This is a genomic window from Robbsia andropogonis, assembly GCF_000970345.1.
In the GTDB taxonomy this organism is placed as follows: domain Bacteria; phylum Pseudomonadota; class Gammaproteobacteria; order Burkholderiales; family Burkholderiaceae; genus Robbsia; species Robbsia andropogonis.
Map to the genome: position 1 here is coordinate 17,336 of NZ_LAQU01000037.1, position 23,627 is coordinate 40,962.

The following is a 23,627-nucleotide window of genomic DNA, read 5'->3' on the forward strand; positions in this document are numbered from 1 at the left end:
GCCAAGGGGCCCGGTCAGCCGTTGGCCAGGGCCTTTTCGATCACCTCTCGCACATCCTTCGAACGGGCCTTTGCGGCAACCCGCTCCAGTGCGAGCTTCATCTGTTCCTGCAGCGCCGGTGTGAACTTGCGCCACCGTTCCAGCGTGCGGGCAAGGCGCGCGGCGACTTGCGGGTTGAGGGCGTCCAGGTCGATGACCTGGTCCGCCCAAAACGCATAGCCGCTACCATCGGGTGCATGGAATTCCGACAAGTTGCCGGCGCAGAAGCTGAAGATCAATGAGCGGGCGCGATTCGGATTACGCAGATTGAATGCCTGATGCCGCAGCAGGGCGCGTACTGTCTCGATCGTCGCCGGCGCACCGGCGCGGGCCGGTTGCATCGCCTGCAACGCGAACCATTTGTCGATCACCAGGGCTTCGCGCTCGAAATGCCGATAAAAATCTTCGAGGGCGGTGCGGGCGGTATCGCCACCCAGGCGGACCAGCGTGGAAAGCGCCGCGAAGCGGTCGGTCATGTTGTTGGCCTGGTCGTACTGCGTCCGGGCCAACGACGCGGCGTCGCTTGGATCATCGCTCTCGGCGAGATAGCCCAACGCGAGTTGCTTCAACCCGCGCTTGCCTGACGCCGCCGGCGACGGGTCGTATTCGCCGGGCGTCCGATTCGCGTCATAAGTGGCCCGCCACTCGGTGTGCAGCGCGTTGGCCAGTTGGCGACGCAGTGCCTGCCGCGCGACGTGCACGGCGCGGGGATCGGCGCGATCCAACTGTTCTATCAGATAGGCTTCCGATGGCAACGTCAACGCCAGCTCACGGAATGCCGGTGCCAGCGCCGTGTCGCGCAGCACGCGGCCGAACGCGTCGACCACCGCCGAGTCGTACGTTGGCGTCTCGCCTCGCGCGGCGCTTGTGGCGGCTGTCAACAGGGCGCGCGTGGCCAGTCGCTGGCCCGCATCCCAACGGTTGAACGGATCGCTGTCGTTGGCCAGCAAATAGGCGAGCTGCGCATCGGAGTAGGCGAAGTCGACCACCACCGGCGCGGAGAAGCCGCGCAGCAACGAGGGGACGGGCGCCGCGTCGATCCCGTCGAAATGGAGCGTGGTCTCGCGATCGGTCAGTTCGAACACTTCGGTGATCCCGGCGGTATCGTCCTGCGGACGATGACGCGGAGCATCGCCTTGTACGCGCAGCGGCAGATCGTTGCCATCGGCACCGACCAGGCCGACCGCGAACGGCAACAGCAGCGGGTCCTTCGCGGTCGTTATGGCATGATTGTCCGGATAGGACTGTGTGATCGTCAGCGAATAGCGGCGTTTGCCCGCATCGTAGTGATCGCGTACGGTCAACAGCGGCGTGCCGGCCTGGCTGTACCACCGTTCGAACTGGGCAAGATCGCGCCCGTTGGCGTCGGCCATCGCATGGCGGAAATCGTCGCAGGTGACCGCCTGGCCATCGTGTCGCGCGAAGTACAGGTCCATGCCGCGGCGGAAACCGTCGCGGCCCAGCAGGGTCTGGTACATCCGGACGACCTCTGCACCTTTCTCGTAGATCGTGACGGTATAGAAGTTGTTGATTTCCGCATAGCTTTCCGGGCGCACCGGGTGCGCCATCGGACCGGCGTCCTCGGCGAACTGGGTTTGGCGCAGGACGCGTACGTCCTCGATGCGCTTGGTGGCATAGGCGCTTGCCGCCGCCACCGGGTCGACATTGCCTTCCAGCACGCCGGCCGCCATGTCGGCGGAGAATTCCTGGTCGCGGAAAACGGTCAAGCCTTCCTTCAGGCTCAACTGGAACCAATCGCGGCAGGTCACACGATTGCCGGTCCAGTTATGGAAATATTCATGGCCGACCACCGCTTCGATGTTCGCGTAGTCGATGTCGGTCGCGGTCTCGGGACGGGCGAGGACATACTTCGTATTGAAGATGTTCAGGCCCTTGTTTTCCATCGCGCCCATATTGAAGTCGCCAACCGCGACGATCATGAAGCGATCGAGGTCCAGGCTTAGGCCGAAGCGGTGTTCGTCCCAGCGGATGGAATGGATCAGCGAGTCCATCGCATGCCGCGTCTTGTCGAGATCCGCTGCCTCCACCCAGACTTGCAGCAATTTTGGCTTGCCAGTGGCGTCGGTGATGGTTTCCTCGATCCGTTCGAGCTTGCCCGCCACCAATGCAAACAGATAACTCGGCTTGCGGAACGGGTCTTCCCAGCGTGCGAAATGGCGTCCATCGGGGAGGTCGCCGGCTTCCAGGAGGTTCCCGTTCGACAGCAGCACCGGGTAGGCGGTCTTGTTGGCCCGGAGCGTGACCGTATAGACCGACATGACATCGGGCCTGTCCAGGAAATAGCTTATGCGCCGAAAGCCTTCCGCTTCGCATTGCGTGAAGAAGTTGCCATTGGACACGTAAAGGCCTGATAGCGACGTGTTCCGCGCGGGTGCGCAACGGGTTTCCAACGTCAGCGTGAACGGTGTGGCGCTGTCGGGCAATGCGTCGAAGATCAGTTCGGACCCCGCTTGGCGCGGCGTGACGGCCTGTCCGTCGATCGTGGCGGAAAGCAGCGTTAACTGTTCGCCCGTCAGTGATAATGGTTGACCGGGTTTTGCGTCGGGATTACGTCGCAAGGTCATCCGGTTCGTCACGATGGTGTCGTCAGGTACCAGATCGAATTCCAGGTCCACCGTGTCGATCAGGAACGCCGGCGGCGCGTAGTCGTGACGATGAATGACAGGCGCGCCGTTGCCGGCGTCGGGTTGGTGCGTGGGAACGGAAGCTGCGGGAGAGATATCGGTCATGGCGAATCCGAGGATAAAATCCGAGGGCAGGAATGGTATCGCCGCCAATGCGGCAACACCCGCATGGCATCCATGTAAATGGTTGCCTGAGCGACGATGCAGCTGTTCCGTTCATTGTACAAAATCGACCGCACTTCCATCGCCATTACATAGGCGCACGAGGGATTTACAGCGATAATAAAGCGTAGGATTGCACGTTGTGCGGTCCGTCGGACGTGGAAGGGTGGGTGCAAATGGATGGGATGGAGAATAGCAAAGGCCGAATTGGCGTGAGGCATCGGGTGTCGCGCGCAAAAGGCGGGCTGGACCGTGCAATGGCGACGGCGGCGATGAACGAGGCGGTGCGAGGGGGCGGTCATGATGGCCGCCCGGTGTGGCGACGCGTGGCGACCGCGGGGCTGGCGACCGCGGTCGCATTGCTAGGTGGCTGCGCCAGCTACGTGACCAGCAATGTCACGGCCTTTCAGGACTGGCACGGCAGTGATGCGCAGCGCACCTATACGTTCCAGGGGGATGCGGCGCGCGAGGACGACCTGGAGCTGCGCAGTTACGAGAAATTGGTCGACGAGACCTTGTCGACATACGGGTTCTCGCAGGTGCCGAAGGATAAAGCGCATTACGCGGTGACGTTGGCATTCGGCCAGCGCGAAACGACGGGTTATGCACCGCAGGCGATTTATCCCGGCGGTCCATTCGGGTATGACCCCATCTGGCGCGGCCGCCGTGGCTGGGGGCCGGGACCTTACTGGGGCGCGCCGCCGACGATCGTCAACCTGCCTTATGCGGCCGGCTTATCGCAACTGACGATCCGGATCAATAGCTTGCCTGATGGAAAGGAAGTCTATAAGGTCACCGCGCAACATGTCGGGGACCCCACGCCGTTGCCGATCGTGATGCCGTATCTGGTACGCAGCGCACTGTTTGACTTCCCGATGCCAAATGGCACGGTGCGCACTGTGAAGCTGCCCGCGGATCGCCGCAATCCGGCCACGAACGCCGGACTGTAACGAACGCCTTGCCGCCGGGCCTGAACGCCGTTCCGCCGTCATCCGTGGCGGCCTATTGCCGCCAGTGCCTATCGACCGTGCCCAGCATGGTTCGGCGCGCGTCTTCGTCGATAAATGCCGCCTCGAATGCATTGGCGACAATGCGATGCAATTCAGTATGGTTTAACTGCAATGCCTCGGCGATGGCAATGTAGTTGGCATTAACGTAGCCACCGAAGTATGCCGGATCGTCGGAATTGACCGTCACGGCAACGCCGGCGTCCAGCAGCCTCTTTAGTGTGTGCCGCTTCAGGTCGTCGAACACGCACAACTTCAGGTTCGACAACGGACAGACGGTCAATGCGATGCGTGTGTCGGCAAGATATCGGACGAGGTCGGCATCCTCCACCGCGCGGACACCATGGTCGATACGCTCTACCTGCAACAGCTTCAGCGCCTGCCAGATGTAATCGGCCGGGCCTTCCTCCCCCGCATGCGCAACGGCGCGCAGGCCTGCCTGACGGGCGGCGGCGAAGACGCGCTCGAATTTGGACGGTGGATTGCCGCGCTCGGACGAATCCAGGCCGACCCCCACCAGCCGGTGTCGATAGCGGTCCAGAAGCGGCAATGCCTGCGCCAGCGTCTCGAGCGCCGACTCCTCGGACAAATGGCGTAGAAAGCACAAGATCAATCGGCTTGAGATGCCCTGCGTGCGTTCGGCTTCGGCGAGCGCGGCCTCCATGCCTTCGAGCATCGCCGCCATCGGGACACCGCGTTCGAGATGGGTCTGCGGGTCGAAGAACAACTCGGTATGGATTACGTTGTCGGCCCGCGCGCGCGACAGATATGCCGCCGTCATCGCATGGAAGTCCCCGGCATCGCGCAATACGCCGGCGCCGGCGTAGTACACATCGAGAAAGGACTGCAGATCGGTGAATGCATACGCCGCGCGCAAGGCGTCGATCGACGGATAGGGCAGCGTGATGCCATGCCGCTGTGCCAATTGAAAGATCAATTCGGGCTCGAGTGAGCCCTCGATATGCATATGCAACTCCGCCTTCGGCGAACGACGCAGTGTGTCTAGCAGGATCGGGTCCATCGTTACTCCTAAGAAAACGTCAGGCTTGCGCGGCCGGCGGAGGAACGACCTGTTCGCGTTCCAGCAGCAGTTGCGCGACCGCCGACATCGCAATGTATTCGGGGGTATCGCCACGCAGGCCGTCGAGGCCCATCGGGCAGCGCATGCGCGCGATATGTCCCGGATCGATGCCGCGCATGGCCAGCCAATGCGCCAGTACTCGCCGCTTGGCTTTCGATCCGATCACCGCGAGGGACACCGCATCGCCGCGCCGCAGGACATGTTCCGCAATCGCCTGGTCCAGCGCGTCACTGTGTGTGACCACGAGGTAATGCGCCTGCGCCGGTGCCTGGGCGACGGCGGCAACCGGATCGGCAATCGGCAACGTGGTCACATTCGGTGGATCGCCGCATTGGCTGGCATGGGTTTCCAGCAGTGCGGGGCGATCGTCGACCCAGAGTGCCTGGCAGGGTAATGTCGCCAGCAGACGCACGATGGCGGCGCCCACGTGTCCCGCGCCGAATAGCACGACGGGAAAGGGCGCGATCAAGAGCGTTTCCGTCAGCAAGGGACCCGCATCCCACAGCAAGCAATCAGGATGTGCGCCACTGCCGTCGGGCGGGTCCGACAGGGCAACGGGGCTGTTGTCGGCGAAGCTGACCGTGCGCACCGTTGCGAGCCCGGCAGGCAGCCGTTTGGCCAGCACGGACACCCAGCCGAGATCCGCAATCGTCAGGCGCTCGTAGGCGAGGGTTACGGCACCATCGTGGCGGGCCGTTTCGGTGGTGGTGGACTGTTCCGTCCGCGGGTCATCATGCCAACGCACCGTCGCGATGGTGCCGATGCCGATATCGATGCGTTCAAGGTGACGCGTGACGGCGGCGGTACTGTCGCGCAGCATCTGGCGCGCGGTGTCGATGGCGTGGCGTTCGAGTGCTCCGCCGCCGATCGTGTCGAAGGTGCGATCACGTACGATGATCATCCGTGCACCGGGCCCGCGCGGGGTGACGCCTTCCGCGCGGGCCACGGTGACGAGGACGGCCGGATCGCCGTGGGTCAGGACCTGCTGCAGGTCGGTCAGCCAAGTGCGCGCACCATGCATCCGCCGTTACCTCCTATCAGCGCAAACGCGCGCGTTGCCAACGCAATGTACCCGCAACGCCGAAAAACGCCAACGCGAAACCGATCAAGGCCCATGCCGGCAGCGACAGGCCGAGCAGAGGAGGGTACGGCGTCTCGCACAGTCCTTGGGTTTTGAAGACGCCGGGCAGCCAGGTTGCGGGCGGCAAGCTGTCGACGATCGGTTGCAGGGCGTCGAAGCCGCAACTCTGCAACGAGGACAGCACATAGACGTGCTTTGCCGCGGCGGCGATGCCGCCGACCGCGGCAATTAACGTCAGCCACATGAATAATGTGCGCACGGCACCGCGCGGGCGCCCCGCCGCGGCGATGAAGGCGAACAAGGCCATGAACAGATAGGCATAGCGCTGCAGGATACACAGCGGGCAGGGGTCCTCGCCGCGAAAGTACTGCAGGTAGAGCGCCCCTCCCACGAGGGCCAGCGAGATGACGCCTAGCAGGATCAGCAAGCGGCGTTCGACTGGGGAAGCCTGGACGGAAAAACTGTTCGAGATCATGGGTTATGAGTTAGGTGACGCCGCGCTGCATGGCTGGGATCGGTCAGGGAATTAAAACCGGGGCACATACGAGATCCGTCGCGAAGGTGCCGACGCACGCATCGGCGTGCCGTGCGTTCGCGGTCTGGCCCCGCGCTCCCTGCGCATGGATTGTAGCGCGCCCGGTCCATTTGTGACGTGACCGTACCGTCCGGGCAGGCAATTCAGCGCGGGCCCGGTGCAAATTCCGGCGAGCGGACGCCAGCGTAACGAAACATACATTGTTTGCCGATGCCCTTGTATCATGGTTGAATATTTCATTAAGCTTTCAAATTCCATCGGGGGACCGCATGCATCACGAGGTGGGATTCATCCAGGATCTGGCCGTGATCATGGCGATCGCGGGCATCATCACGCTGCTGTTTCACCGCATTCGGCAACCGGTGGTACTCGGCTACATCCTCGCCGGGGTCATCATCGGACCGCACACGCCGCCGTTCAAGCTGATCAGCAACGAGCAGACGATTTCCACACTGGCCGAACTCGGCGTGGTCTTTCTACTGTTCTCGCTGGGTCTCGAATTCAGCATGAAGAAGCTGTTTCGCGTTGGCATGACCGCCGTGGTGGCCGCCGTCGCGGAAATTGCACTGATGCTGTGGCTCGGCTATGGGATCGGCCAATATTTTGGCTGGAGCGCGATGGATTCGCTGTTCCTTGGTGCAATGTTGGCCATTTCATCGACGACGATCATCGTCAAGGCGCTCGACGAACTGAAATTGAAGCGGGATCGCTTCGCGCAACTGGTCTTCGGCATCTTGATTGTCGAGGATATTCTTGCCATTGCAATGATTGCGCTGTTGTCAGGCGTGGCCGGAAGTGGCTCCGTCGATCCGTACGAAGTGGCGGTGACCTTGTGCAAGCTGGTGCTGTTCATGACCGTTTCGCTGCTGGTCGGTTTCCTGCTCGTGCCGCGTTTCCTCGATTACGTGGCCCGGTTCCGTAATACCGAAGTGCTGCTGATCACGACGCTGGGACTCTGTTTCGGCTTCTGCCTGATTGTGGTAAAGCTTGACTACAGCATTGCGCTGGGCGCCTTCCTGATTGGCGCGATCATTGCCGAGTCGCGGCAGGTCCACGCGATCGAGGCGCTGATTCAGCCCGTGCGGGATCTTTTCAGCGCGATCTTCTTCGTCACGATCGGCTTGATGCTGGACCCGGCGGTGCTGAGCCAGCACGGCTGGGCGATCGCAGTGATCACGGTCGCAGTGGTGGCGGGCAAGGTCATCGGATGCGGCCTGGGGGCGTTTGTCACCGGGAACGATGGACGGACCTCGATGCAAGTGGGAATGAGCCTGGCACAGATTGGTGAATTCTCTTTCATCATCGCCGCGCTCGGATTGTCGCTGCATGTCACCAGCGAGTTTCTGTACCCGATCGCCGTGGCGGTGTCGGCGCTGACGACGCTGTTCACGCCTTATCTGATTCGCGGCGCCGTGCCACTCTCCTCGTTCCTCGGTCGACGCATGCCCAGCGGTGCTGCCCGGGTGGGAAATACATACACGCGATGGTTGCAGAACCTGAGCCCGGGAAGCGGTCGGACGGTCTTGCTGCAGATGGTTCGGCGCATCATCTTGCAAATCGCGCTGAACCTGGCGTTGGTGGCGGCTATTTTTCTCGCGAGTTCGTATTTTTCGCCCTCGCTCGACCGTTGGCTTGGTGGGTGGATAGGTCCGGTACAGTTCCGCCATGCGGCGCTTTGGGGCGCAGCACTGATTGCCTCTATGCCTTGTCTGGTGGCCGTATACCGCAAATTGAAGACCTTGGCGTTGCTGCTGGCAGAGGTCAGCGTGACGCCCCGTCACGCGGGCCGATTCACGGGGGGACTGCGCCGCGTGATTGCGGAATGCGTACCGATTTTCGGAATGTTCGGTATCTTCCTGTTGATGGTGGCGCTCAGCGGTCGTATCCTGCCACCACGCGATCTACTGATCGTGGTGCTCGCGGCGGCGGCAGTGCTGCTGGGCATCACATGGCGTTGGTTCGTCCGCGTGCATGCGCATTTGCAGATCGCGTTGCGCGAGACGCTGGACAAGAACCGCGACGAGCACGCAGAGGAAGCCCACGATGCCGCAAGCGCGGGACGACGACACGAATCCCCGGAACGATAAGCCCGGCCAGGATGCAAGCGCCGCAACGGACGCAGCCGCTACCGATGCCCCATCGGGCATGGCTGCGCCCCATGCGACCGCGCCGCCCACCATGGATGCCCCCCCGGCACAGGCATCCGGGGCCCCAGACCTGAGCGGCCTTCATGCATCATCATCGTCGGCTGGAACGGTGATCCAGGGTGCTTCGCCCGCGCCGGCGACGCAGCCTGGGCCAGACACGCGCGCGGATTTTGTCGCCGCCTCGGAATCCACGGCGGCTGAAGCGCACGCCGCGCGCGACGCCGGCCAGGAGCAGCGGCCGCCGCGTGACATGCCGCAATACAATACGAAGCATTCGGAGCCGCCTTGGTCGGTCCTGGGGCGCGTGATTGCGGCGCGGGTGCGTGCATGGGCCGATCGTGCTGGCCACCGTGTGGCGCAGCGGACACTACGCATTGGCGTGTCCGCCCGGATTTTTCATCCGGAGCCTGACGGCAAGGGGCTTCGCGGCAAAACGCTGCAATACCTGGAAGAATCGATCTCGCACTGGGTGATGTCGCGTGACGTACTCGTGTTCATGGTGCCTACGGTAGGCAAGCAAGGCATGCTGCACGCCAGCAATATTCGCTTGCGTGATTATGCGAAGCACTTGGACGCGTTGGTATTGCAGGGTGGTGCCGATGTATCGCCGCAATCGTTCGCCGAACCGACCACGCGGCCGGAATGGCCCGGCGACCGGGTGCGCGACATGTATGAACTTGAATTGCTGCATGAGTTCATCGAGTCCGGCAAGCCGGTGCTTGGTGTCTGCCGCGGCTGCCAACTGATCAATGTCGCCTTCGGGGGCACGCTTTACCAAGACATCGCCACCGACGTACCGACGGCCTTGCCGCACGTCAACGACGAGTATGACCGGCTCACGCATGCGATCCGTTTTGCCGAAGGGGCGTCCTTTTCCGGCATGTTTGGTGGTAGAGGCGAGGCCCGGGTCAATTCGATCCATCATCAGGCGGTTGATCGCCTGGGCCGCGACCTGGTCGTCGAGGCAGTGTCCGCCGACGACGGCATTGTCGAGGCAATCCGCTACCAAAAGGCACCGTTTGTGGTCGGCGTCCAGTGGCATCCCGAGTTTCATCGTCCGCACAGCGACGCGTTGCTCGATTGCTCGCCTCTGCTGGACCACTTTCTCCGCGCCGCCCGCGAAACTCGGTTCTGACTTTCCCGTGCCCGCATTCGCGGGTGCGGGCGTCTCATCTTCATACCTTGTAAAGCACCTCCTTTATCAAAATGCGGCAAAACGACGCGGCGTGCCTTATCATTACGCAGTCGTTGACTAGTTAACTAATTCGCGGACGTCGGACGACCACGGCGACCGGTTGTTCGTGACGGTCCCGACAGGTAGGGGTCGCGCGCACCATCGTGGCGCGCGGTCTGGATTGCTTCCCCATAACAGGTAGACCATGAATCAATCACCAGAAACGCATCCGTCAGGGACGGCGGGCGTCAAGGCCGAAAGTAAGGCGCGCACGGTGTTCCGCGTCACCAGCGGCAACTTTCTCGAGATGTACGACTTCATGGTGTATGGGTATTACGCCAACGCGATTGCAGCGGCCTATTTCCCGAACCAGAATGCCTTTGCGTCGTTGATGTTGTCGTTGTCGGTTTTCGGCGTGGGTTTCTTGATGCGGCCGCTGGGTGCAATTTTCCTTGGGGCGTATATCGACCATCACGGTCGTCGCAAGGGCTTGCTCGTCACATTGATGTTGATGGCGGCCGGCACCTTGCTGGTGGCTGCGGTTCCCAGCTATGCAACCATCGGCGTGCTCGCTCCGTGCCTGGTGCTGGTGGGGCGGTTGCTGCAAGGGTTTTCGGCAGGTGTTGAGCTGGGGGGCGTTTCAGTCTACCTCGCCGAAATGGCGGGTCCCCGAAGCCGCGGTTTCTTCTGCTCATGGCAGTCCGGCAGCCAGCAGGTTGCCGTGATCTTCGCCGCATTACTCGGCGTGATCCTGCATGCGATATTGCCGGTCGAACAGATGACCAGCTGGGGCTGGCGCATTCCGTTCATTATCGGCTGCCTGATCGTGCCTTTCATCTTCGTGATTCGACGCTCGTTGCAGGAGACCGAGGAGTTCCAAAAGCGACACAACCGTCCGTCGGTATCGGAAATCTACCGATCGATGATCGTGAATTGGAAAATCGTCATCGCCGGCATGATGATGGTGGTGATGACGACAGTGTCGTTCTATCTGATCACCGCCTATACGCCGACGTTTGGTCGTAACGAATTGCACCTCTCGCAAGTCGACGTGCTCGTGGTGACCGTCTGCGTCGGCATATCGAACCTGATCTGGTTGCCGCTAATGGGCGCGTTATCGGATCGCATCGGACGGATGCCGATACTTGTCACCTTTACGGTGCTGGCGTTGCTCACCGCCTATCCCGCGATGAACTACCTGGTGCAGGCACCGTCTTTCGCACGCTTGCTCGGCGTGGAACTGTGGCTCTCGTTCATCTACGCCAGTTATAACGGCGCGATGGTGGTCGCATTGACTGAAGTCATGCCGGTGGAAGTGCGGACGGCGGGTTTCTCGCTTGCCTATAGCCTGGCCACCGCACTGTTTGGCGGCTTCACGCCAGCCATCTCGACCTGGTTGATCCACTACACCGGCAACCGTGCGGCACCGGGAATCTGGATGTCGTTTGCGGCGATCTGCGGTCTGGTTGCCACGTTCGTGCTGTTCCGTGAACGGCAGGCACGCGAACGTTACAAGCTGGCCTGATGCTGGCTTGATCACCCGGGCGGTGCGATTCTTCGACGGACGCACCGCCCATTTCGCTTTCAGGATGCCCGCAATACCTCAGGGCGGTCCTGTTCCAACAGTGCCGCGACATGCTCGATAACGGTGTGCCAATCGCCATTGCGTGGCTGACGGACGATACGGATCGAGGGATACCACAGGCTGGTGTCCGGGATGCCGGTCGTGCCGGCGTCGCTACCGCTCCTGTTTTCCTGGGTGCGGCTCCCGCACCACCGCCAATCCGCGACACATGACAGCAATAAGGTCGTGGGCTTGCCCATCGCACCGGCCAGATGCGCGATCGAGGTATCGATCGTGACGACGTGGTCCAGCGCGGCAATGCGTTGCGCGGTGATCGCGAAATCCTCGGCCGGCCGCTCCGGCACGACAATGCGTGCATGCGCGGATAACGCGTCGAGCAAGGCGTACTCATCATCACGAATATCGGTTTGCAGCGGATGCCATTCCGTATTGGCCTGGTATAACAGCGGTGCCAGCTCATCGAGCGGAATGGCGCGCTTGTCGAAGCGTACCGGGGCATTGTCCTCGTCATCGCGTGACGGCGAAGCTGCGCTGTTCGGTCGACGTCCCGACCAGGCGAACCCGATTTTTCGCGGTTGGGCGGGGACGAGTGCCGTTTGCATCGCTCCTGCTTTTGTCCCGCGTAGCAGGACGGTCTTTGCCAGCGCCCCCCGCGACGGCGCGGTGTCCGCCTCGCGACCGGGCAACGCGGCGTGCGTAGCGGTGTCGACCTGGGGGGCGGCACGCTCGGCGAACAGATAGGGCGTGGTCCACGTGCCCGCATCGCCCGGGCGGGGCAAGCGGCCGAGCCGGAGGCATGCCGGGATGCTGCCGATATGGCAATACGCGTCCACGTTTGGTGGCGGCGTGTCGACATCTCGGGTGATGACGGTCAGGCGTCGGGTACGCATCGAATCGATGGCCGCCCCGTTGTGGGCGAGCAAGGGGCGCAGCGCCGGCTGCAAGGCCAGTACGACATTCGCCCCGCGCGCGGTCAGGCAACCAATGAAGCGCAGGAACTGCATGGTGTCGCCATAACCCTGCTCGGCGAGCACCAATAACGTCCTGCCGGGCAAACGCATGTAGCACGCTTCCGTGTCCGGATCGGATGGCTGAGGCTGCGTGGCCGAGTGGGCGTCGCTTACTTGTCCGGTGCCCTTTGCCCCGCGACGGGCCGGTACCGGCATTCGATGCTGGCTGACGGGCTCACCCAGCCAGCGCGGTAGCGGCCGACCATCCGCCCCCATCGGCGCGGCGACGCGACGATCGCCGGCACGCAATGCCAATCGCGCCTCGAAGTGCCGCCACCCTGCCGGACTGCCGCCGTCGCTGAGCAACAGACAGGCGCGGCTGAATCGGGCAAGTGCATAGACGGGCGCAAGGGCGACCGCCGGATCCGTGCCATCGTGGTATGCCACGGCGCGTTGCAGATCGGCCGATGCCTGGCCCTGTAGCGATACCGCCGCCGCGACGCGTGCGGGAAGGGGCGTCAAGGCAATGACACGATCGAATGCTTTCGCCGCGCCGGTGGAATCGCCGTTTTCAAAGCGTGCCGCGCCGAGGTTCTGCCATCCGATGGGACCATGGGGCGCGACGGCGACAGCCCGTTCCGCGTGATGCAGCGCCGCGTCATGCACACCCTGGGCCAGGAAGGCCTGGGCTAGCTCGCAGTGCACCAGGTCCAGGTCCGGCGCAAGTTGCGCGGCCCGCAGCAGCGGTGCCGTCGCCTGATCATATTCACCTTGCAGCGCAACCGTCTGGCCGAGGTTGATCAGGGCGGGGACGAAGGCCGGCGTGATGCGCAGCGCATCGCGGAATGCCGCCGCGGCCGCATCGAGTTGTCCCTGCGCTTTCAACGCGACGCCGATGTTATTGATGAAACCGGGATGTCCGGGCTGTCTTGCCAGCGCATTGCGATGCGCGGTTTCGGCATCCGCATATCGACCCAGCGCAGCCAGCACGAGACCGCGCTGGTCATGCGTGGCCGCAGCGGCGGTAGTGCATTGCAAGGCCATATCGAAACACGATAAGGCATGGAGCAATGTACCGAAACGGTCGGCGACACCCTCGCCGGCGTCCTCCATCTGCAATGAACCCAGTGCCGATAAGGCCGCAGCGGCAACGTTGCGATCCGGTGCGGCACTCCTGGGTGTGTCGGCATCCGAAGGCAAGGGCGGGGCCGCATTGATCGCCGATGTCGTCGCATCTGGCGCCGTGCTCGCACTCGGCGCATCCGACTCGCGTGTCTTGTGATGCCTTGCCGCGTCGTTGTTCCATGCCGGGTTGGCTATTTTCAATCCGCTCAGGGGAATACCGCACAAGGCAATCGCCGTGGTGTAGGCGGAGCGTGCCGCATCGCGGTTGGCCTGTTGCCGATACACATGGCCACGATTCAGGTGTGCGGCAGGATGGGCCGGGTGCAATGCAAGCGCGGCATCGAATGCACGCAAGGCGATATTGAGCAGATCGATCGGCTTGGTGGACGGCGCGCGATCCCGTTCGCGGTGCATCGTCGCGGGGGCGGCTTGCTGCAAGGCCAGTACGCCACGCCAGTAAAAGGCGTCGGCACGTAACCGTGTGGGCAAGGTCGAATTCGTGCTCAGCGCGTCATAATGCTCGGCGGCGAGATCACACTGCCCGCGCCGATGTGCGTCGAGAGCGGCAGCCAGGAGAGCGTCGGACATCGGAAATCGGGATAGAGGATCGGGAGCTCAGAAGCGTGATGGCGGCCGTTTTGTTCTCACGCTCCGGGATCACGCTCAAGACGGTCTGATGGTGCGTAAAGTTGATCATACGAAATCGCACGTACAAACAACAACGGCCCCCGAAGGGGCCGCGTCCCTCTTCTGTTGCCAAGCCGGGAAGGCTCCGTAAGCGGATATTAGGCCGCTACAGCGTAATTGCGATCGTTTGCATTTACAAGATTGTGCGCTTAACGTGCGTCACCTTTCGAGCCGTCCGCTTCGGTATCCTCACCCCGTCGAAACCAGGTCGACCCCATCAGATAACGACGCCTCGTCTTTCGGCATCGGCATCTGGTGGAGCCGGGGGGAATCGAACCCCCGTCCGGAGCGCCCCAACGTGGCGGTCTTTGTACGACTATGCGCGCAGTGTAGCATGGTCGGCTGCCCCAATGCACATCCCCTCGCCGTGCGCACGGGCAAGTGTCAGCCTCGTGCGCGTTCCAGCAACGGCAACAACGCATCGGGGGTGTTGATCAACCGGTCCGCACCCCATTCGGCGGCCGGCAACGCATCGCCGCAATAGCCATACGCTGCGGCAACCGTCGCCATGCCCGCCGCCCGTCCGGCCTGGATGTCACGAAGATCGTCGCCCACATAGACAATGCGCGCAGGCGACACGTCGAGCAAGGTTGCGGCGTGCAACAACGGCGCGGGGTGGGGTTTCGGATGCGCGGTGGTGTCTCCGCACACAAGGCAATCGTTTGTCGGATGCAACGGCAGTTGCGCCACCAGAGGAATGGTCAACCGTTCGACCTTGTTTGTGACAATGCCCCAGCGGATGCCACGCGTGTCGAGCGTTGCCAGCAGTTCAGCAATACCGGGAAACAGCGTGGTCTCTACGCACAGGTCGCGTGCGTAGTTGGCGAGAAACTCATCGCGCATGGCCGGGAAGTCGTCGTGGTCCGGTCCGATGCCGAATGCGACGCCCAGCAGGCCCCGTGCACCGGACGATGCGACACGGCGTAACGGGTCCAGCGGCAGCAACGGTAGGCCACGATCGCGGCGCATCGCATTGGCGGCGGCGGCGAGATCCGGCGCCGTATCCGCCAATGTACCGTCCAGATCAAATAGAACCGCATCGATCGCTGTCAGCGCGTGGGTATCGATTGGCGTGTTCGTGGGCAAAGGGAGGCCGATATCGTCTGAGGGGGCGTCATTCATCGTGGGGCGAGCGCACAAGGGGGAAGGTGTCCGCGACGCGAGGCGTCACGAGGACATACCGCAGCCGTGCAGTCCACGCAAGACGCACGGCGTTCGGAATCACGTTGGCCGACGGCAGGCAAGCATATAGTTGATGCTGGTGTCATCGGACAGCCCGAAACGCTGGCTGAATGGCCTATAGGTCAGGCCTTTGAAACCGTGCGCGTGCAGTCCGGCGGTGCGTGCGAACGCGGCCAGTTCCGACGGTTTGATAAAGCGCTCGTAGTCATGCGTGCCGCGCGGCAACAGACGAGCAATGTACTCGGCACCGATCACCGCGAACAGATAGGCCTTCACGTTTCGGTTGAGCGTGGAGAAGAAAACCCAGCCCCCCGGTTTGACCAGCGTCGCGCAGGCGCGGACGATGGCCGCGGGGTCCGGAACATGCTCCAGCATTTCCATGCACGTCACGACGTCGTATGTGCCGGGTTCCCGCGCCGCGAGATCTTCGGCGGCGATTTCCTCGTATTCGACAGGTACACCGCTTTCGAGCGTATGCAGGTCGGCCACGCCCAGCGCTTCATGCGACAAGTCGATGCCCTTCACCGATGCGCCCAGCTTGGCCATTGATTCCGACAGAATCCCGCCACCGCAGCCGATGTCGAGTACGCGCTTGCCGGCCAACTGGGCCAGAGAATCGATCCACCCCAAACGAACGGGATTGAGCTCGTGCAGCGGCCGGAACTCGGCATTGGGGTCCCACCAGCGAGAGGCGAGGTCACTGAATTTCTGCAATTCCTGCGGATCTGCGTTCATGGTGTGCGAAGCGTACTGAATGTCGCCAAGTATATCGTTCGAAAGCCGCCACCGCATCCGTCGCCCATTGATGCCAGCGGGGCCGGCGCAGCGTGCAGAAACGGCAAAGCCCCGCCTAGGCGGGGCTTTGGGTCCACGTCCATCATGCGACCGACCGGGGAATGTCTCCCGGCCGATCGCATCGGCGACATTACTGCGCCGGCGTTTGGACTTGCTGCGTACCAACCACTTCCACTTCCACGCGGCGGTTCGGAGCCAGGCAGCTGATCAGCGCCTTGCGGTTCTTCTGGTTGCAATTCGTCACGACCGGGTTACGCTTGCCCTTGCCTTCCGTATAGATACGGTTAGCCGGCACGCCCTTCGTCACCAGGTACGACTTCACTGCTTGCGCACGGCGCATCGACAGGCGGTCGTTGTACTTGTCCGAACCGATACGGTCCGTGTAGCCCGTTGCCACGACGACTTCCAGGTTCAGCGCTTGCAGCTTCGATGCCAGGTCGTCCAGTTGTTGCTTACCGGCCGGCTTCAGTACTGCCTTGTCGAAGTCGAACAGTGCGTCAGCCTGGTACGTGACCTTCTGGCTGGAGATCACCGGTGCCGGCGGAGCGGGCGGTGCGACCGGAGCCGGTTGTTGTGCAACCAGTGCGCCATCGCACTTCGCGTTAGCCGTTGCCGGCGTCCAGAACGCGTCGCGCCAGCACAGTTCGTTCGTGCCGTTCATCCACACGTAGTCGCCCGAGCCGTTGACCCAGTTATCGTTCGTTGCTTGACGCGATGCCGGAACCGATTGTGCAAATGCCGACGCTGTGGTCAGCGCGGTCGCCGCGACGAGGGCGATCTTCGAAAACTTATTCATATTTCTCCTCTCGATTGTGAGATTACCGCAGCTTTCCTGCGAGCCTGATCACGAAGACAAGTCCTTTGACCGCGCGGAGTATATCACTGCCCCGGCCCGTTCCAGACGTGAGTCATAACGGAGGAGAGCGGCAATCTCGCCATGCAGATCGGACCTCTGAAAACCATTCTGCCACAGAGCGGAAAACCATTCGATAAATTTTTTGAACCTTCCGGAAACTTTGCTGTCGCGGATGTTGTTGTCCTGCCACAACATCCACTCGCTTTCGACGCGGAATCCAAGTCAAATAATTGCGGCGCGAAAGAAGTTGTGGTTCTTGTTCGCGCCGGAGGGGAGGGTAAGGGCCGTCTGAGACGGCGGCGTCTGCGGGCCATAAGGTGGCACCGCGGCAATCGGGTCGAGAAACCAGTGCGCGGCATGGTAAAATCGCGTGATTCGCAACCGACGGGCGGTTGCCGGACGCCTTTCTGGGCGTGCGGTGGTTCCGGGGACGCGGGGTGCGGGTCCGAATGTTGGTCTATCCATAATAATAGGCGAGCATGCGGCGCCGGGCCTGCGCGATAGCCGAAACGGCCGCCGTTCGCCAACGACACGGATAATGGATCAATTCGCGAAAGAGACTATTCCAATCTCCCTAGAGGAGGAAATGCGTCGTTCCTACCTCGATTACGCGATGAGCGTGATTGTGGGACGTGCCCTTCCAGACGTGCGCGACGGACTCAAGCCGGTTCACCGCCGCGTGCTGTATGCCATGCACGAACTGAACAACGATTGGAACCGTGCTTATAAGAAGTCCGCGCGTATTGTCGGGGATGTCATCGGTAAGTACCACCCGCACGGGGACACCGCTGCGTACGACACGATCGTCCGGATGGCGCAAACGTTCTCGCTGCGGTACATGCTGGTGGATGGGCAGGGGAATTTCGGCTCGGTCGACGGCGATAGCGCGGCGGCAATGCGTTACACCGAAATTCGCATGGCGAAGATCGGTCATGAGCTGCTAGCCGATCTCGACAAGGAAACCGTCGATTTTGTGCCGAACTACGACGGTTCGGAGCGCGAGCCCGCGGTGATGCCGGCGCGCGTGCCGAATTTGCTGATCAACGGTTCGTCCGGGATCGCGGTTGGGATGGCGACGAATATCCCGCCGCATAATCTCAACGAGGTGGTGGACGCGTGTCAGCATCTGCTGGCCCATCCGGATGCGACGGTCGACGACCTGATCACGTTTATTCCCGCGCCGGACTTCCCCACGGCCGGGATCATTTATGGCGTAACCGGCGTGCGCGAAGGCTATCGCACCGGTCGCGGCCGCGTGGTGATGCGGGCAAAGACGCATTTCGAGGATATCGATCGCGGCCAGCGGGAAGCGATCATCGTCGACGAGTTGCCCTACCAGGTCAACAAGCGCACGCTGCTCGAACGGATTGCCGAACTGGTCAAGGAAAAGAAGATCGAGGGCATTTCCGATCTGCGCGACGAGTCCGACAAGAGCGGCATGCGCGTAGTGATCGAGTTGAAGCGCGGTGAAGTACCGGAAGTCGTGCTGAACAACCTGTACAAGCAGACGCAGTTGCAGGATACGTTTGGCATGAACATGGTGGCCCTGGTAGATGGCCAGCCGAAGCTGCTGAACCTGCGTGAATTGCTGGAATGCTTCCTGTCGCATCGGCGTGAGGTGGTCACGCGCCGGACGGTCTTCGAATTGCGCCGTGCGCGTGAGCGCGGCCATGTGCTGGAAGGCCTGGCCGTCGCGTTGGCGAACATCGATGAATTCATCGAGCTGATCAAGGCCGCACCCACGCCTCCGGTTGCAAAGCAGGAGTTGATGGCGCGTGCCTGGGATGCGGGTCTGGTGCGCGATATGTTGTCGCGCGCTGAATCCGAGACACCGGGCGGGCGCGAAGCCTATCGCCCAGACAATTTGTTGCCGATGTATGGCATGGGTCAGGACGGTTTATATCGCCTGTCCGATACGCAAGCGCAGGAAATCCTGCAGATGCGTTTGCAACGGTTGACGGGTCTCGAGCAGGACAAGATCACCAATGAATATCGGGACATCATGGCGCAGATCGCCGATCTTCTGGATATTCTGGCGAAGCCGGAGCGCATTACCGCGATTATTTCCGACGAACTGATCGCGGTGAAGCAGGAATTCGGTGATGCACGCCGGTCGCATGTCGAGTTGAACGCGACCGAACTGAATACCGAAGACCTGATAACGCCTCAGGATATGGTCGTGACCATGTCGCATGGCGGGTATGTGAAGTCGCAACCGCTTTCCGAATATGCTGCCCAGCGCCGTGGCGGACGCGGCAAGCAAGCCACGCAAATGAAGGAAGACGACTGGATCGAGACGCTGTTCATCGCGAACACGCACGATTACATTCTCTGCTTCTCGAATCGTGGCCGTGTCTATTGGGTCAAGGTCTACGAGGTACCGCAAGGCTCGCGTAACTCGCGAGGGCGGCCGATCGTCAACATGTTCCCGCTGCAACCGGGCGAGAAGATCAACGTTGTGCTGCCGGTCCGGGAGTTCTCGGACGACCGGTATGTCTTCATGGCGACCGCGTTGGGTACTGTGAAGAAGACGCCGCTGGAGCAATTCAGCCGGCCGTTGCGCAAGGGCATCATCGCGGTGAGCCTGGACGAAGGGGACTATCTGATCGGCGCGGCGATCACCGATGGCAAGCATGATGTGATGCTGTTCTCGGATGCCGGAAAGGCGGTGCGTTTCGACGAAGGCGATGTACGCGCGATGGGCCGTGATGCGCGTGGCGTGCGCGGCATGCAGCTGGAGGATGGGCAATCCGTGATCGCGATGCTGGTGGCGGAAAACGATCAGCAGTCAGTGTTGACCGCCACTGCGAATGGCTTCGGCAAACGGACGCCGATCGAGGAATATACCCGTCATGGCCGGGGTACGAAGGGCATGATCGCGATCCAGACGTCGGAGCGGAACGGTAAGGTCGTGGCCGCGACGCTGGTTGAACCGAGCAGTGAGTTGATGCTCATCACGACAAGCGGCGTGCTAATCCGCACGCGGGTTTCGGAAATTCGCGAGATGGGTCGCGCAACGCAAGGCGTGACATTGATCAGCCTGGACGAGGGGACCTATTTGTCGGGTCTGCAGAAGGTCGTTGAGGCGGAGGTCGCGGCGGCGTTGGGCGACGTGGATTTGGATGAAGGTGACTTGGGCGACGAGCAGTCCGACGGCGCGACGGGTGACACATCTAGTAACGAGGATTCTGGCGAAAGTAGTGGCACGTCTGGCGGCGAGGAGTAAAATCCCGTGCGATATGGGCTGTCGGGTTTGTGAAAGCTATTCGCCGGGCGGGCATGATTCTAGCGTCGTGGCATTTTACGTTCACGAGCCCGGTGTGCGCCGCCCGCAAGGCGTGCGTCTCAGCAGTTATAACAATGGAGCGATGATGCAAAAACGTTTTACACATCTGGTGTTGGCTGCCCTGTTCGTGTCCCCGCTGGCAATGTCGCAGGCTTTGCAAAGCCAGCAACAAGCGCCTGTGCAGCAGGCGCCTGTTGCGCCGCCGGACGCAGCAAAGGCCGCGGCGATAGCCGATCTGTTGAAGGCGATCGATGCCGACAAGCTGGCCGGTGCAATTGGCAACAGCGCTCAGATGCAAGCAAAGCAGTTGGTTCCGGCGATCCTGTCCGATGCACTATCGGAAAACAAGACGCTGACGGACGCACAGAAGCAAGCCGCCGTGCCCGAGTTGCAACAAAACGAAGTGCCGAAGCTGGTGAACAGCGCCGGCCAAGTTTTCGCAACGTCGCAGTTCCGTAATGAAGCGGTGCAGGCTCAGAAGGATGCCTATAACCGTTACTACACGACGTCCGAAATCAAGGATTTGACGAAGTTCTATACGAGCCCGACCGGCAAGAAATTTATCGAAGTGCAGGATCAAGTCGGTCGTGATGTCGTCAACGGTCTGATGCAAAAGTACATGCCGCAGTCGATCCAGGCAACACGTCAGACCGCTGATGCGGATGTCGCCGCAACGAAGCCAGCAACCGGCTCGGCGACGAAGTCGAAGTAATGCCTTGGCGCGGCCTGACGGCGCCCGTGACCCCGGAGGGTTGATCACTACGTGATCACCGAAGGCAATTTTCGCCTTCGGGAGAAAGGTTGGTGAGATAATGGCCGTTTGCGCGATCGCGCAAACGGCCATTTTGTTTTTGCGGCTACCGCGTTTCGCACCGGTTTTCGCCCATATGTTCCATAAGGGCTAGGTCCGGGACGTAATGTGGTCGATCGCGCACAAGTCCCGTTGTCCTTCCTTGCTTGCAGGTTCACCATGCGCGTATTCAATTTCTCCGCAGGCCCGGCCACGCTGCCGGAATCCGTGTTGCGACAAGCTGCCGATGAGATGCTGGACTGGCGTGGCAGCGGCATGAGCGTGATGGAAATGAGTCATCGCGGCAAGGAATACATGGAGATTCACGCAAGAGCGCTGGCCGATCTGCGTGAACTGCTCGGGATACCAGAGAACTATCGGACGTTGTTTCTACAAGGCGGCGGCCTCGGTGAAAACGCGATCGTGCCGATGAATCTGCTTGGCGGGGTCGCAGCGGGACGTGAAGCCAATTTCGTCGTGACCGGATCATGGTCGACGAAATCACAAAAGGAAGCTGAACGGTATGGCGTTGCCCATATCGCCGCATCGGGCAAGGGCGAAGGTTTTATCGGTATCCCGGCGCCGGCGCAATGGCGTCTGTCGGCGAATCCGGCCTATCTCCACATCTGCACCAATGAAACGATCAACGGCATCGAGTGCAATCCGGACCATATCGGTGCGGCTAGCGCACGGTTGGGCGCCCACGTGCCGCTGGTCGCCGACATCTCGTCGCATATGCTTTCCCGACCGATGAATGTGGCGCAATACGGCGTGCTGTTTGGCGGGGCGCAGAAGAACGTGGGCATTGCCGGGCTGACGGTGGTCATCGTGCGCGAGGATTTGCTGGATCGCGCGATGCCGATCTGCCCGTCGGCGTTCGAATGGAAGACGGTTGACGCGAACGATTCGATGTTCAATACGCCGCCGACGTATGCCATTTATATCGCGGGTCTGGTATTCCAATGGATGAAAGCACAAGGTGGCCTTGCGGCCATCGAAGCGCGGAATATTGAGAAAGCTCGCCTGTTGTACGAGACGATCGACAACAGTGATTTCTATCGGAATACGATTCAATCCGATGCGCGTTCGCGAATGAACGTACCGTTTACGCTGGCGGACGAATCGCTGAACACCGCCTTCCTGGAGGGTGCCAAGGCGCGGGGACTGATTCAGTTGAAGGGCCATAAGAGCGTAGGCGGTATGCGCGCCTCGATTTACAACGCGATGCCAATCGAAGGTGTGCGCGCCTTGGTCGACTATATGCGTGAATTCGAGCAACGCGCCTGACGGGGTGGATGGGAGCGATGTCGTGCCCCAGGGGTGCGGTGCGGGGTGAAACGAAACGATCACGGTATCCGGCGTTTGGAGAGCGGCGGATACCGTGAAAGGTCTCAACGGAATGCATAGGGTGGAGCGGGAGATGGAAGGACAGACGGCACACGACGCCAGCACGGCGACAGATTCACTGGAGGCGCAACTACAGCCGTTGCGTGAGCGCATCGACCAACTCGACGCGCAATTGATCGGCCTGCTGAACGAGCGCGCCGCGGTCGCGCACGCCGTGGGTGAGGTGAAGAAGCAGTTTGACGCGCCGGTGTACCGTCCTGAGCGCGAGCAACAGGTGATCAGCCGGTTGCAGCGGATAAGCCAAGGTCCGCTGCGCGACGAGCATATCGCGCACATCTGGCTTGAGATCATGTCGGCGAGCCGTGCCTTGGAAAAACCGACGACGGTCGCCTTCCTTGGTCCGGCAGGCACGTATAGCGAGACAGCGGCGCTCGATTACTTCGGAAATTCGGCCAGTGGCTTGCCCTGTTCGTCAATTGACGAAGTGTTCCGGTCGGTGGAGACGGGCGCGTCGGAATTCGGTGTCGTGCCGGTCGAGAATTCGACCGAGGGCGCAGTGTCGCGCACGCTCGATCTCCTGTTGCACACCACACTGCCCATCATCGGTGAGATCGCCTTGCCGATTCACCATTCACTGCTATCGCGCTCCGGTGCCCTGGCGGATGTGGACGTGGTCTGTGCGCATCCTCAGGCGCTGGCGCAATGCCAGCAATGGTTGTCGACGCATCTGCCGAAAGCGGAGCGTCGTCCGGTGTCCAGCAACGCGGAGGGCGCGCGCCTGGCCGCCGAGGACCCGCGTATCGCCGCCATCGCCGGAGAGCGTGCCGCCGCGCATTACAAACTGCAGACCGCGGCGCCGATGATCCAGGATGATGCGCACAACCGCACCCGCTTCTATGTGTTGGGCGGCACGCCTCCGGCACCGACCGGCGCTGACCAGACGTCCTTGATCCTATCGGTGAAAAACGAAGCAGGTGCGGTATATCGGATGCTGGAGCCATTTGCACGTTATGGCGTGTCGATGACGCGATTCGAGTCGCGTCCGGCACGAAGCGGCAGTTGGGCCTATTACTTCTATATCGATGTCGAAGGACACCGCGACGACGCGAAGGTTGCCGATGCGTTGCACGCGCTGACGGACCAGGCCGCATTC

The 23,627-nt window shown here is 61.7% G+C and carries 16 protein-coding genes and 1 other RNA gene; 8 read left to right on the top strand and 9 right to left on the bottom strand.

The features are described 5' to 3' along the window. Window positions 1–14 precede the first annotated feature (14 nt). Window positions 15–2,789, bottom strand: a complete 2,775-nt coding sequence (gene pepN / locus WM40_RS22280; RefSeq protein ID WP_082103111.1) for an aminopeptidase N — start codon at window positions 2,787–2,789, stop codon at window positions 15–17. 242 nt (window positions 2,790–3,031) lie between these two features. Here pepN and WM40_RS22285 point away from each other — a divergent pair, with 242 nt between their 5' ends. Then, complete coding sequence (locus tag WM40_RS22285) at window positions 3,032–3,796, top strand: DUF4136 domain-containing protein (RefSeq protein WP_162199113.1); 765 nt, start codon at window positions 3,032–3,034, stop codon at window positions 3,794–3,796. A 52-nt stretch (window positions 3,797–3,848) separates the two neighbouring features. On the opposite strand, the gene WM40_RS22290 is transcribed toward WM40_RS22285, so the two are convergent. The 3 genes from WM40_RS22290 to WM40_RS22300 are packed head-to-tail and all read right to left on the bottom strand — an operon-like array spanning window position 3,849 to window position 6,490. After that, the gene (locus WM40_RS22290; RefSeq protein ID WP_046154008.1) at window positions 3,849–4,874 is read right to left on the bottom strand and encodes an adenosine deaminase; all 1,026 of its coding nucleotides are present in this window, start codon (window positions 4,872–4,874) and stop codon (window positions 3,849–3,851) included. Window positions 4,875–4,893: 19 nt separating this feature from the next. Next, window positions 4,894–5,955 carry a xanthine dehydrogenase accessory protein XdhC gene (gene xdhC / locus WM40_RS22295; protein WP_046154009.1) on the bottom strand — a complete coding sequence of 354 codons (1,062 nt, stop codon included), beginning with the start codon at window positions 5,953–5,955 and terminating at the stop codon, window positions 4,894–4,896. A 16-nt stretch (window positions 5,956–5,971) separates the two neighbouring features. Continuing rightward, window positions 5,972–6,490, bottom strand: a complete 519-nt coding sequence (locus WM40_RS22300) for a disulfide bond formation protein B (protein WP_046154010.1) — start codon at window positions 6,488–6,490, stop codon at window positions 5,972–5,974. A 329-nt stretch (window positions 6,491–6,819) separates the two neighbouring features. Between WM40_RS22300 and WM40_RS22305 the strand changes: the two genes are divergently transcribed. From WM40_RS22305 to tcuC, 3 genes are all read left to right on the top strand, one after another. Continuing rightward, complete coding sequence (locus WM40_RS22305; RefSeq protein WP_024901641.1) at window positions 6,820–8,637, top strand: cation:proton antiporter; 1,818 nt, start codon at window positions 6,820–6,822, stop codon at window positions 8,635–8,637. Then, window positions 8,594–9,832, top strand: coding sequence for a gamma-glutamyl-gamma-aminobutyrate hydrolase family protein (locus WM40_RS22310; protein ID WP_096349215.1), 1,239 nt, complete (start codon window positions 8,594–8,596; stop codon window positions 9,830–9,832). The genes WM40_RS22305 and WM40_RS22310 overlap by 44 nt, the downstream gene beginning before the upstream one ends. A gap of 244 nt (window positions 9,833–10,076) precedes the next feature. After that, window positions 10,077–11,396, top strand: coding sequence for an MFS transporter (gene tcuC, locus WM40_RS22315; protein WP_046154011.1), 1,320 nt, complete (start codon window positions 10,077–10,079; stop codon window positions 11,394–11,396). Window positions 11,397–11,455: 59 nt separating this feature from the next. Here tcuC and WM40_RS22320 read toward each other — a convergent pair whose 3' ends face one another. The 5 genes from WM40_RS22320 to ompA form a co-directional block, all read right to left on the bottom strand. Next, a complete protein-coding gene (locus WM40_RS22320; protein WP_024901638.1) occupies window positions 11,456–14,119 on the bottom strand; it encodes a tetratricopeptide repeat protein in 2,664 nt (887 codons plus the stop codon). Between the two features lie 128 nt (window positions 14,120–14,247). Continuing rightward, window positions 14,248–14,583: a transfer-messenger RNA gene (gene ssrA, locus WM40_RS29045) on the bottom strand. Between the two features lie 19 nt (window positions 14,584–14,602). Then, window positions 14,603–15,340 (bottom strand): HAD-IA family hydrolase, encoded by a 738-nt coding sequence (locus WM40_RS22325; RefSeq protein ID WP_024901637.1) that lies wholly within the window; start codon window positions 15,338–15,340, stop codon window positions 14,603–14,605. A gap of 99 nt (window positions 15,341–15,439) precedes the next feature. After that, window positions 15,440–16,135, bottom strand: coding sequence for a bifunctional 2-polyprenyl-6-hydroxyphenol methylase/3-demethylubiquinol 3-O-methyltransferase UbiG (ubiG, locus tag WM40_RS22330; RefSeq protein ID WP_036007044.1), 696 nt, complete (start codon window positions 16,133–16,135; stop codon window positions 15,440–15,442). Between the two features lie 190 nt (window positions 16,136–16,325). Further along, window positions 16,326–16,991, bottom strand: a complete 666-nt coding sequence (gene ompA / locus WM40_RS22335) for an outer membrane protein OmpA (protein WP_024901635.1) — start codon at window positions 16,989–16,991, stop codon at window positions 16,326–16,328. Window positions 16,992–17,589: 598 nt separating this feature from the next. Here ompA and gyrA point away from each other — a divergent pair. From gyrA to pheA, 4 genes are all read left to right on the top strand, one after another. Continuing rightward, a complete protein-coding gene (gene gyrA / locus WM40_RS22345; protein ID WP_024901633.1) occupies window positions 17,590–20,277 on the top strand; it encodes a DNA gyrase subunit A in 2,688 nt (895 codons plus the stop codon). Between the two features lie 145 nt (window positions 20,278–20,422). Continuing rightward, window positions 20,423–21,049 carry a DUF2059 domain-containing protein gene (locus WM40_RS22350; RefSeq protein WP_024901632.1) on the top strand — a complete coding sequence of 209 codons (627 nt, stop codon included), beginning with the start codon at window positions 20,423–20,425 and terminating at the stop codon, window positions 21,047–21,049. A 258-nt stretch (window positions 21,050–21,307) separates the two neighbouring features. Further along, complete coding sequence (gene serC, locus WM40_RS22355) at window positions 21,308–22,414, top strand: 3-phosphoserine/phosphohydroxythreonine transaminase (protein ID WP_024901631.1); 1,107 nt, start codon at window positions 21,308–21,310, stop codon at window positions 22,412–22,414. Between the two features lie 133 nt (window positions 22,415–22,547). Next, window positions 22,548–23,627, top strand: a 1,080-nt coding sequence (gene pheA, locus WM40_RS22360; RefSeq protein WP_046154013.1) for a prephenate dehydratase, incomplete at its 3' end; no start/stop codon positions are given.

Coding starts and splice junctions, on each gene's coding strand:
- pepN (WP_082103111.1), bottom strand. CDS start 2,789: ATGACCGATATCTCTCCCGCAGCTTCCGTTCCCACGCACCAACCCGAC.
- WM40_RS22285 (WP_162199113.1), top strand. CDS start 3,032: ATGGAGAATAGCAAAGGCCGAATTGGCGTGAGGCATCGGGTGTCGCGC.
- WM40_RS22290 (WP_046154008.1), bottom strand. CDS start 4,874: ATGGACCCGATCCTGCTAGACACACTGCGTCGTTCGCCGAAGGCGGAG.
- xdhC (WP_046154009.1), bottom strand. CDS start 5,955: ATGCATGGTGCGCGCACTTGGCTGACCGACCTGCAGCAGGTCCTGACC.
- WM40_RS22300 (WP_046154010.1), bottom strand. CDS start 6,490: ATGATCTCGAACAGTTTTTCCGTCCAGGCTTCCCCAGTCGAACGCCGC.
- WM40_RS22305 (WP_024901641.1), top strand. CDS start 6,820: ATGCATCACGAGGTGGGATTCATCCAGGATCTGGCCGTGATCATGGCG.
- WM40_RS22310 (WP_096349215.1), top strand. CDS start 8,594: ATGCCGCAAGCGCGGGACGACGACACGAATCCCCGGAACGATAAGCCC.
- tcuC (WP_046154011.1), top strand. CDS start 10,077: ATGAATCAATCACCAGAAACGCATCCGTCAGGGACGGCGGGCGTCAAG.
- WM40_RS22320 (WP_024901638.1), bottom strand. CDS start 14,119: ATGTCCGACGCTCTCCTGGCTGCCGCTCTCGACGCACATCGGCGCGGG.
- WM40_RS22325 (WP_024901637.1), bottom strand. CDS start 15,340: ATGAATGACGCCCCCTCAGACGATATCGGCCTCCCTTTGCCCACGAAC.
- ubiG (WP_036007044.1), bottom strand. CDS start 16,135: ATGAACGCAGATCCGCAGGAATTGCAGAAATTCAGTGACCTCGCCTCT.
- ompA (WP_024901635.1), bottom strand. CDS start 16,991: ATGAATAAGTTTTCGAAGATCGCCCTCGTCGCGGCGACCGCGCTGACC.
- gyrA (WP_024901633.1), top strand. CDS start 17,590: ATGGATCAATTCGCGAAAGAGACTATTCCAATCTCCCTAGAGGAGGAA.
- WM40_RS22350 (WP_024901632.1), top strand. CDS start 20,423: ATGCAAAAACGTTTTACACATCTGGTGTTGGCTGCCCTGTTCGTGTCC.
- serC (WP_024901631.1), top strand. CDS start 21,308: ATGCGCGTATTCAATTTCTCCGCAGGCCCGGCCACGCTGCCGGAATCC.